The 10,231-nt window shown below is 66.5% G+C and carries 8 protein-coding genes and 1 riboswitch; of the genes, 4 read left to right on the forward strand and 4 right to left on the reverse strand.

Features of this window, described 5'->3' with window-relative positions; translation table 11 throughout:
- From QMA10_RS17240 to QMA10_RS17255, 4 genes are all read right to left on the reverse strand, one after another.
- Positions 1-1,785, reverse strand: a 1,785-nt coding sequence (locus QMA10_RS17240) for an ABC transporter ATP-binding protein (protein ID WP_290170397.1), incomplete at its 3' end; no start/stop codon positions are given.
- A 13-nt stretch (positions 1,786-1,798) separates the two neighbouring features.
- Positions 1,799-2,689: an ABC transporter permease gene (locus QMA10_RS17245; RefSeq protein WP_290170399.1), complete on the reverse strand. Its 891-nt coding sequence runs from the start codon at positions 2,687-2,689 to the stop codon at positions 1,799-1,801.
- A 38-nt stretch (positions 2,690-2,727) separates the two neighbouring features.
- Positions 2,728-3,687 carry an ABC transporter permease gene (locus tag QMA10_RS17250; RefSeq protein WP_290170400.1) on the reverse strand — a complete coding sequence of 320 codons (960 nt, stop codon included), beginning with the start codon at positions 3,685-3,687 and terminating at the stop codon, positions 2,728-2,730.
- A gap of 2 nt (positions 3,688-3,689) precedes the next feature.
- Positions 3,690-5,273: an ABC transporter substrate-binding protein gene (locus QMA10_RS17255; RefSeq protein ID WP_290170402.1), complete on the reverse strand. Its 1,584-nt coding sequence runs from the start codon at positions 5,271-5,273 to the stop codon at positions 3,690-3,692.
- 183 nt (positions 5,274-5,456) lie between these two features.
- Positions 5,457-5,545, reverse strand: a riboswitch (SAM riboswitch).
- Between the two features lie 268 nt (positions 5,546-5,813).
- Here QMA10_RS17255 and QMA10_RS17260 point away from each other — a divergent pair.
- The 4 genes from QMA10_RS17260 (at position 5,814) to QMA10_RS17275 (ending at position 9,933) form a co-directional block, all read left to right on the forward strand.
- Positions 5,814-6,413: a phosphatidic acid phosphatase gene (locus QMA10_RS17260; RefSeq protein WP_290170404.1), complete on the forward strand. Its 600-nt coding sequence runs from the start codon at positions 5,814-5,816 to the stop codon at positions 6,411-6,413.
- A gap of 26 nt (positions 6,414-6,439) precedes the next feature.
- Positions 6,440-7,021, forward strand: a complete 582-nt coding sequence (locus QMA10_RS17265) for a hypothetical protein (protein ID WP_290170406.1) — start codon at positions 6,440-6,442, stop codon at positions 7,019-7,021.
- Between the two features lie 5 nt (positions 7,022-7,026).
- Positions 7,027-7,458 carry a hypothetical protein gene (locus QMA10_RS17270; protein ID WP_290170409.1) on the forward strand — a complete coding sequence of 144 codons (432 nt, stop codon included), beginning with the start codon at positions 7,027-7,029 and terminating at the stop codon, positions 7,456-7,458.
- A gap of 363 nt (positions 7,459-7,821) precedes the next feature.
- Positions 7,822-9,933 (forward strand): FAD-dependent oxidoreductase, encoded by a 2,112-nt coding sequence (locus tag QMA10_RS17275; RefSeq protein WP_290170410.1) that lies wholly within the window; start codon positions 7,822-7,824, stop codon positions 9,931-9,933.
- Positions 9,934-10,231: the final 298 nt, after the last annotated feature.

Genomic DNA, 10,231 nt, shown 5'->3' on the forward strand with positions numbered 1-10,231 from the left:
TGGGGCGGGACTTCGTGAAGAGGCCAGCTCCCGGGAGGCTGCGAGGTCCCGGAGCCGGTGCCCGGGGTTCGCGGCAAGAAGCCGCCGGGTGTACCCGCTGGCGGGATTGGCGAAGACTGCCGCTGTGGGCCCGGTTTCGACCAACTGCCCGCGGTGCATGACGCCGACGTCGTCCGAGACCTGTTCCACCACGTGCAGGTCATGTGAAATGAACAGGTAGGACAGGCCGAGCTCCGCCTGCAGCGACTTCAGCAGCTCCAGGACCTGTGCCTGGGTTAGGACATCCAGGGCGCTCAGGGCCTCGTCGAGGACCAGGGTCCGCGCGCCCGGTGCCAGCGCGCGGGCAATGGCCACCCGCTGCCGCTGGCCGCCGGACAGTTCCATCGGCCGGCTTCGTCCCAGGCGGGCGGGCAGATTCACCTGTTCCAGCAGCTGCGCCACCCGCGCCTTTTGCTCATTCCTGGAACCAATCCTGAAATTGCGCAGCGGTTCACCGATGATCTCCTCGATGCTCAGCCGCGGATCCAGCGCCGTGTCCGGATTCTGGTAGACCATCTGGAGGCTGCGCCAAAGGTCCCGCCGCGTTTTTCCAGTGGTGGCGGTGACGTCCTGTCCGGCAATCCGGATGGTGCCGCCGGTGGGATCCAGCAGGCGCAGGATCAGCCGGGCGGTGGTGGATTTGCCCGAGCCCGATTCTCCGACGAGCGCGAAGGTGGTCCCGGCGCGGACCGCGAAGGACACTCCGTCCACGGCCCGGCGTTCGGCACCGGTGCGGGAAAAGACCTTGGCCAGGTCCAAGACTTCCAGTGCGGGAACTGCGGACGAAGGTGACGACGACGACGGCGGCCGGGTCTGCTCCTCGTCGGCCCGGCGGCCGGGGGAGGCGCCGGCGAGCAGCTGCACGGTATACGGGTCCTCGGGGCGGGTCAGGATGTCCAGCACGGGCCGGTCCTCGCGGATCCGGCCGCTGTTCATCACGACCACGCGCGAGGCGTAGTCGGTGGCCACGGCCAGATCATGAGTGACAAACAGGACTGCGGTTCCGTAGGTGGACGCCAGCCGCCCGAAAACGTCCAGTACCCGGCTCTGCACTGTCACATCCAGGGCCGAGGTGGGTTCGTCGGCAATCAGCAGGTCCGGCTGCAGGGCAAAGGCGATGGCGATGAGGACCCGCTGCTTCAGCCCGCCGGACAGCTCGTGCGGATACTGGCGCACACGTTCCTCAGGGCGGTCGATGCCCACCAGCTCCAGCAGCCGGACCACCTCGCCGCGCAGCTCGGGCCGCGAGAGGCGTTTTCCCTGCGGTCCCGCGTCAGGATGCAGACGGAAGATTTCGGCAACCTGTGACCCGATGGTTTTCACCGGATCCAGGGATGCTCCGGGATCCTGCGGAACCAGGCCGATCCGGCGGCCGCGCAGCCGCCGGAAACCGGCGTCGGACAGGCCGGTCAGGTCCTGCCTGTCGAAGGTGATGCTGCCGGCGGTGATGCGCCCCTCCTCCGGCAGCAGGCCGATGATCGCCTTGGCCAGGGTCGATTTTCCGGATCCGGATTCACCAACTATCGCCACCACTTCACCGCGGTTCACCTCGAGGCGGACGCCGGCTGCCGCCGGGGCGGCAGCGTTCCCGGCGCGGGCGGAGGCGCGGCCGTACTCGACGGTCAGGCCGCGCACCGAGAGCAGGGTGGGTTCGGGAGATTCAGCAGGGGAGGAGGTGTCAGTGGCGGAATGAGCGGGTGATGCCGTGAAAGACGCAGCGGGGGACGGTTCTGTGGAGGAGTTCATACGGGTTCCTTTCTCAGAACCGGAAGCTCGTGAGCAGCTGACGGCCGACGGCGGCCAGCAGGACCACGGTGGCGACGATAACGAGGCCGGGCAGGGTGGTCATCCACCATGCGGTGCCCAGGTATTGGCGTCCCTCGGCGATCAGCAGTCCCCATTCGGGTTCCGGCGGAGGAGCGCCGAAGCCCAGGAAGCCCAGCGAGGAGACCACCAGGATGGCGGCGCCAAGATCCACGGCGACGAGGGACAGCACCGGCCCTGCGGCGTTGGGCAGCAGGTGCCGGCGCAGGACGGTCCAGTACGTGCCGCCGGTGAGGAAGGCCGCCTCCACAAATTCCAGGTTCCGCACCCGCAGCACTTCGGCCCGGACCACCCGGGCAAAGGACGCGATGGCGGCGATGCCCACCCCGAGGCCCAGGGACACCGGACCCGGCGCGGACGCGGTGACGATGATCAGCGCGATCAGGAAACCGGGAACCGCTAGCAGGACATCCACCAGGCGCATGCTGACCGCGTCGGCGGCTCGTCCGCCGGTGGCGGCCAAAACCCCGATGAGGGTTCCGGCCGCGAGCCCGATCAGCACGGCCAATCCGGCGGTCAGGAAGGTCTGTGAGGTCCCGTGCACCACGCGGGCAAACACATCCCGGCCCAGGTGATCGGTGCCGAACCAGTGCCCGGCGGTGGGAGCCTGGAACTTCTCCTGCGGGATTCCGCTGATCGGATCCTGGCCGGTGAAGAGCCCGGGAAAGAGTGCCCAGGCCGCGATCAGCAGCACCGGCAGCAGAGTCAGGACCAGGGCCGGACGGAAGCCCGGCCGCCGTCGTCGTGCCGGCGCAGCGGATAGATCCGTCGGTCCGGACGCCAACGCACCGCCGGCGGCGGATGCGGGAGGAAGGAGGGATGTCATGGGGAGTCCTTGCGCTGTAACAGTGTGGGGAAGCGGTGTCAGGAGGCGAGGGCGGGGGCTGAACCCTGCCGGGCATCTTTGAGGATGCGCGGATCCAGCAGCGGGTGCAGCAGGTCCACGAGCAGGTTCACGGCCACAAACACCGTGGCCGTCAGCAGCACCAGGCCCTGGACCAGCGGCACGTCCTGGGTGGTGACCGCCTGAAGGACCACCGAACCCAGGCCGGCGCGGGCAAACACCGTCTCCGTGATCACTGACCCCGCGAACAGCGTGCCCACGGTGATGCCCAGGATGGACAGGGCGGGCCCGGCGGCGTTCTGCAGCGCGTGCCGGCAGAAGATCCAGACCGGGGATGCGCCCTTGGCGCGGAGCACGTCGATGAACGGCTGCCGGTACACCTGCTCCACGCTTTTGAGCAGCACCTGCGCCATGGGCGCCGAAACATGCACGGCCAGCACCAGCACCGGCACGGCGAGGGAGAGGAAGGACCCGTCGGGGAACAGCGACAGCACCCCCAGCCGGATGGACAGCAGCTCCAGCAGCACGAGCCCGAGCCAGAACACCGGCACGGCGGAGAACAGCGGCGGCAGATTGGCCAGCGCGCGGCGCAGCACCGGCGACGGCGCCAGAGTGGCCGCTGCCACCACGGCCAGGGCGATGACGACGGCGGCTGCCAGCGCCGAAGCGGCCAGCGCCAGGGTGGAACCGATGGCTCCGCCGATGCGCTCGGTCACTGCTTCACCCGAGGTCAGGGAGTAGCCGACGTCGCCCTGCAGCAGTGCGCCCAGCTGCGACAGATACTGGAGGAGCAGCGGCTGGTCATAGCCGTACTGGGCCTTCATGGTGTCGATCGCCGCCTGATCCACTGCGGAGTCGGAGGTCAGGAAGATGGTGACCGGATCGCTGGGCAGCAGCTGCACCGCGAGGAAAATCAGGGTGTAGGCGAGCCAGACCACCAGCAGGGCCTGTCCGAACCGGTGCAGGAGGTAGCGGGCCATGGCTAGCCGTCCGCTTTCCACGCGCCCTGGAAGATGGGTGCCGTACCGGAGGTGAATTCTATGTGGGTGTTCCGGTGCGCGCCGTAGACCTGGACTTCATCCCAGAGGACCAGGGACAAAGCCTTGTCCACCACGAGGGCCTGCTGCTCCGCGGCCAGGAACTTGTCCCGTTCCGGTCCCGGTGCGGCGGCGCGCTCGGCGGCGAACAGGGCATTCAGGTCCGGGTCCGAGGTGTGCGTCATGGTGTTGTTGGCCGGTTCGAAGATGGGCCCCAATCCGCCGTAGATGAACTGGCGGGTGCCGAAGAACTCCACCTTTGGATCGGGCATGGCCGTGGTGAGGAAAGTGTTGTCGCCGGCCCGGTTGTTCAGCTGCACGCCGATCTGCCGCCATTGCTGCTCGATCAGTTCGAAGGCCGGTTTGATGACCACTGAGTTGTTGGAGCTGGTGACGGTGACCTCGAGTTTCTCGCCGTCCTTCGCCCGGATGCCGTCGCTGCCTTCAGTCCAGCCGGCGTCGTCCAGCAGCTGCCGTGCCTTCTCCGGGTTGTAGGCCAGGTCCGCGCTGAGGTCCACGAACCCCGGAGCCTGGTGGTTCAGGACCGACCCGGCCAGGGTGTAGCTCTCGGAGAGCACCGTGTCCTTAATGGTCTGCCGGTCGATGCCGGCCTGCAGGGCCTGCCGCACGGCGGGATCGGCCAGTTTTCCGCTGCCGGTCCGCACGGCGGCCATATTTGCCGTGAGGTCCACGCCGTCGGCCGCCAGAACCTGGTTGCCGCTGGAGGCCAGCGCCGCCTCGTCCACCGGCTGCAGGCCGCGCACCAGATCCACCTGTCCGGACTGTACGGCGCCGGCACGGTGGGCAACCTCTGGCAGGTACTTGATGACCACCTTGTCCAGGTGCGCCTCGCCGGGGTTCTCCGCCCCCTCCGGTGCCCAGGCGTAACCTTCCCGCTTGGCGAGCACCACTTCCTCGTCGGGCTTTTCCGATTCGTAGACGAAGGGTCCGGAGCCGGAAATGGACGAGATGGCAGACTGCCCGGCCGCATCCTTCTGCAGCGTGGCCGGTGACACGAGTCCGGCGGTGACGGAGGATGTGGCGCGCAGGAAGTTGGAGTTCGGGGCACCCAGCGTGACCAGCACCTGATCCGTGCCGATCACTTCGCTGCTTTGGTAGCCGGCAAAGTCCACGTTCGGCTGGATCTGGGCGGCGGGAACACCCAGGCCGAAGCTGTCCAGGTTCGCTTTCACAGCGGCGGCGTCGAGCGGGGCGCCGTCGCTGAACGTGACGCCGGGGCGGATGGTGAAGGTGAATTCGGTGCTGTCCGCGTTAGCCGAGAAGGCCGAGGCGATCCACGGAACCAGCTCACCCTTGTCCGGGTCAAAGTAGGCCAGCCGGTCCAGCACCGAGTTGAGCACGTTGGACTTTTCGTAAAACCGCGCGGCCTGGGTCTGCCAGTTGTTGATCGGGGTGACCTCCGCGTACACCAGTGTGCCGCCGTCCACCGCTTCACCGGACGCAGCCGGGGAGGTGCCGCCGGCGTTCTGGGGCCCTGACGCGCATGCGGAGAGGGTCAGCGCGCCCATAACCAGCAGCGTTGATATCCGGACTGAGGCGCGGGATGCACGGGATGTGCGGGCCGCATGGATGCGGGGGGATCGGGCGGAGTCGAGCATGGGATCCTCTCGGGTCGCACCGAGGAACACGGTATTCGAGCACGCCGGAGACACGGCTGCGCAGAGCGGCAACCAGGGCCCAACGGGGAAGTGAGTCCATCGGTCATGGCATGAGCACCGGCCCCGAAGGGTGGTTGCTGCGGCGTCAACGAGCCAGGTCTCTCAGCCGCTCTGGATGGGAAAAGTGCCGCTTGCGGAAGCGGACAACACCATGAAAGCTTGGCGCGGACCGCCGGAGCAAGAGAATGACGCCGGGTTGCCGCAAACACCCCAGCATGACGTTATGCGTCCAGGATGCGTCACACAATCAGTCACAAACGGCGGCGAAGCGTGCGGCTCAGCCGGTGCGACTGCTGGACGGGTACCGGCACGCCGTACCGGGCCCGGCGGCAGCGTTTGTCCGATGCCGCCAGACCGCAGCCGCTGTGCCGGATCCCTTAGACTCGACGGATGTCTCAAACGCAGCAGAGCCCTGCCGCCGGCGTCTCCACAGCGGCCCGCATCGTCACCGAAACCACGGCCCCGGCCGTCCTGGTGGGGATTCTCCTGCTGCTGCAGCCACTGCTCAGTCCCGGTGTCACCTGGGTGCAGGGCATTGTGGCTGCCGGGTTCACCGTAGGCCTGCCCTTCCTGATGATTCTTTGGCTGAAGCGGCGCGGTGCCGTAACGGACCACCACGTGGGGGTGCGCTCCCAGCGGGCTCCGATTCTCGCGGCCTCAGCAGTGTCCATCGGCATTGGCGCGCTGGCCCTGGTTCTGCTGGACGCCCCGGCTGTTCTCTTCGGCGAAATCGGCGGAGTGTTTATTGGTCTGATCCTTTGCATGGCGGCAAACCTGGTGTGGAAGCTGTCCGTTCACTCGGCCGTGGCCGCCTACGTTGGGCTGATGCTGCTGGCCCCCCTTCCGGTCTTCGGGCCGGCGCTGGCCCTGATGCTGGCTTCGGCGACGGGCTGGTCCCGGGTGAAGCTGGGCGACCACACCTCTACGCAGGTGCTTGCGGGGCATCTGGCGGGCTGTGTGGCCTTCGCAGCCGCACTGCTGCTGCCCTGACAGCGGCTTCGGACAGGCGGAAGTACTTGAGTGCAACAGTCCACCGGCGCAGCATGCGGCTGTCCTTCGCGGCCGGCTGCTCCCGGATACTGCCCCCGGCCCTGGTGCTGACCATGCTGGTGCTCCTGGCCGGGGTCAAGGCTGGGCTGGAACCGGGCGGGGTGATTCTGCTGGCGGCCGGCGTCGTCGGCATTCCCGGTGCCGTTTACAAAGGCGCCAAGCCCCTGTTCCGGCGCCGCGGCATCCCGGACAGCCGGCGGATCCGCATCGTGGCGGTACTGATGCTGATCGGTACAGTCATTTGCTGGGCAATTCCCCTTGAAGCCCCGATTCCGCTTACCGTTGCGGCGTTGTTTCTGGGCAATGCCGTACTGGTGTTCCTGCGCCGCCGGCTCGATGTGTCCGCTCACGTGTCGGTGCTGACCTTCGCCGTTCTGTGGGTTACGGCACTGTTCGGGGGAGGCTGGGCATGGCTGTTGATACTATCGCCGTTGATGATGTTTAGCCGGGTTGCCCTGCGCGAACACACCCGGCATGAAGCGTTGGCCGGAGCAGCTTTGGGAGGGGCGACTTTCAGCTGTTTTCTCGTAGCAATGACTTGGAGCTGAACACGATGGACGATCTTGGTCTTTCCCCGGAGCGTGCTGCGGCCCTTCGGCGGGCCGAAACGCTGGCCCGGAAGATCAACCTCCTGCTGGACGTCATCATGTCCGAGTCCGGCAGGCCTTTTGATTATGCGGCGATCCGCGACGGAGCGCAGAAGGCAGGCTATTATCTTTCCCGCACCCGGTGGTCGCTGCTGAAATCCGGTAAGGAACAGGTGGTCCCTGACGAGGCATTGCGGGCTATTGCCGCGGTTTTCGACGTGAATCCGGATTACCTTCTGTTGGAGGACGGCAGTCTCCCGGAACGGGTGGAGGCCGAGCTGGAGCTGCTGCGGAGCATGCGCCGTGCCGAGGTGCGCAGCTTCGCTGCCCGTGCGCTGGGTCCGGTGGACCCGGAGGCGCTGAAGGCCATCGCCAAGATTCTGGACGAGGACGGGTAGTCCACAGAAACAGCGCAAAAAACTTTTGACCGCCTGATGGTCCGCTGTTATCGTTCAATCATGTTTCGCACATGTGTGAAACATGATCAAGCCATACAGCTGCAGGCGGTGTCGGCGGTCGATCAGGGGATTGACTTCGTCTGCGCCAGGGGCGTGTGGGCGGTAGATCCGGGCTGACGGCCCGGTGGACCACTAACAGTGGAACATCCGCTGCCTGTGGGGGTCGGTGTGATGTTGAATGCGAAGCCAGCGGATTTCATCCGCTGGCTTCGCTGCGTTCGGGGCTAAGTTCGGCCTTTCTTGCCCGTGGCGCGCCCGCAGCCGTTCGTCGTCGTTCGCCGGGGGAGGAGTAGAATTCATAAAGTGAAACTCAATTCCTTTTCCCAGCTGATGGCACCGGGCACCATCGGTCCGATGGAAGCCCACAACCGCATCGTTCTGCCCGCAATGGACATGAACGTCTCCGAGCACGGCGAGATTGAACAGGCCGAAATTGACCACTATGTGGCACGGGCCGCCGGTGGCGCCGGCCTGATCATCACCGGTGCATGTGCAATTGCCTTCCCCTACGGCGCGGCTTCCATGAAGGAACCGGGCCTCTCGGATGACAAGTACATCCCCGGTCTGAAGGCGCTGGCCGATGCCGTCCACGCCGCCGGCAGCAAGCTGTGCATCCAGTCCACCCACCACGGCAAGGTAGCCCGCGTGGACGTCGCCAACGACCGTCCCGTGCTGGCGCCGAACCAGCCGGACTACAGCTATGACATGTCCGCCCTCGCCGACAGCACGCCCGCCGAACTGGGCAAGATGGGTGCGGCCACCGCCGGCAAGAAGATCATCTACCGCGAGATGACATCCGAGGACATCGCCTGGCTGGTAAAGACCTGGGCCGATGCCGCTGAGCGCATCGCCAAGGCCGGAGCCGACGCCATCGAGATCCACGCCGCCCACGGCTACATCCTCGGTGTGTTCCTGAACCAGCGTGACAACAAGCGCACCGACGAATACGGCGGACCGCTGGCCAACCGTGCCCGCCTGGCCTGCGAAGTCATCAGCGCCGTGAAGGAACGGGTTGGCGACAAGCTGGCCATCCTGGTCCGCGTTGCCGGTGAGGAATACGGCCAGGAAGGCGGGCTGACCCTGCCCGAGGCCATCGAGGCGTCCAAGCTGTTTGAGCAGGCCGGCGCGGATGCCATCCACGTCACCGGCTGGGGACGGAACCCGTTCGACAACTTCACGGACGGCCCGCTGCCCAGCAAGGTTGGTGCTTATCTGGACAACGCCGCGGAAATCAAGAAGAACGTGTCCATCCCGGTCATCGCCGTTGGCCGGATGCTGCCCGAGATTGCCGAGAAGGCACTGGCAGCCGGGCAGATCGACTTCGCTGCCATGGGCCGCCAGCTGCTGGCCGACCCTGAGCTGCCGAACAAGATCCGGGACGGGAAGTTCGATCAGGTCCGCCCCTGCATCAACTGCTACCTCTGCGTCGCCGAGAACTTCTTCGATGACACCCCCTTCTGCGCGGTGAACCCTGCCCTCGGCAACGAAACCCTGCTCCCGCTGAAGCCGGCTTCTCTGACCAAGCACGTCGTCGTCGTCGGCGCCGGCCCCGCCGGCCTGGAAACCGCACGGGTCCTGACCGAACGCGGCCACCGCGTCACCATTGTGGACAAGGCCGACCGGCTGGGCGGCACCATGTGGTTCTCCACCATGACCACGCCGGACAACGAACGCCTGCTGCGCTGGTTCAAGTCCGAAATTAAGCGGCTGAACATCGCGGTCAAGCTGAACACCCGGGCCACCGTGGAGACCATCCGCGCCCTGCACCCGGACCACGTCATCGTGGCAACCGGTGCCGTCCGCCCCAAGCCGGACTTCCCGGGCGGCGACCTGCCGAACGTGCAGACCGGCGACACGCTGCGCGCCATGATGCTCGGCACGGCGACAGCTGAGGAAGCCGGAGCGGTGCTCAGCACTTTGGGCAAGCTCGGCCGCCTGTCCGGCGTGACCAAGAGCCCCGAGTTTGTCCGCCAGTTCACCAAGTTCTGGCTGCCGATGGGCAAGGACGTAGTCGTCATCGGAGGTTCCCTTGTGGGCCTGGAGCTGGCGGAATTCCTGGCCGAACGCGGACGCAAGGTAACGCTGCTGCACGAAACGCAGCAGCTTGGCCTGCCGCTGGCCATGCCGCGCCGCTGGACCGCCGTGAAGGATTCCAAGGAACACGGCGTGAAGATCCACCGCAACGTGAAGATCACCCGCATCACGGAGAAGACCGTTGAATGGATCGAGGGCGAGCAGAGCTTCAGCGCTCCCGCCTCCATGGTGGTCTACGCGGACGGCACGACGTCGGCGGCCCCGCTGGCGGACGAGCTGCGGGCGGCGGAGATCAGCTGCGACGTGGTGGGTGACGCCGGCGCCGTCAACTATATCCACGGCGCCATCCACTCCTCGTGGAAGGTCAGCACCGAGCTCTAACGGGTTCTATCTGGACGGGAGGCTCGGTCATGGGGGAGGGCCTCCCGTTTTTGTTCTGACCCTGTCCTGCCATGCCGCCTTTGAGCGGGGCAGGACGCTGTTCCACCTGGTTGAGCAAGGGCATCGTTTGCCGGGACCACGGCCCGGCTTCCCCGGAGGTGATCACCGCCGCGGGAGGCGCCGGGCCGCTCCGCAATCGAATCCGGCAATGATGCTTCATCAATGTCCGGCATCCTGCTGGCGGAGGCAGGCCGCCGGGCGAGTTGGCAATGAGGTAAATCTTGGAACAAGAACCAAA

The organism is Arthrobacter sp. APC 3897, assembly GCF_030407495.1.
Taxonomy (GTDB): Bacteria; Actinomycetota; Actinomycetes; order Actinomycetales; family Micrococcaceae; genus Arthrobacter_B.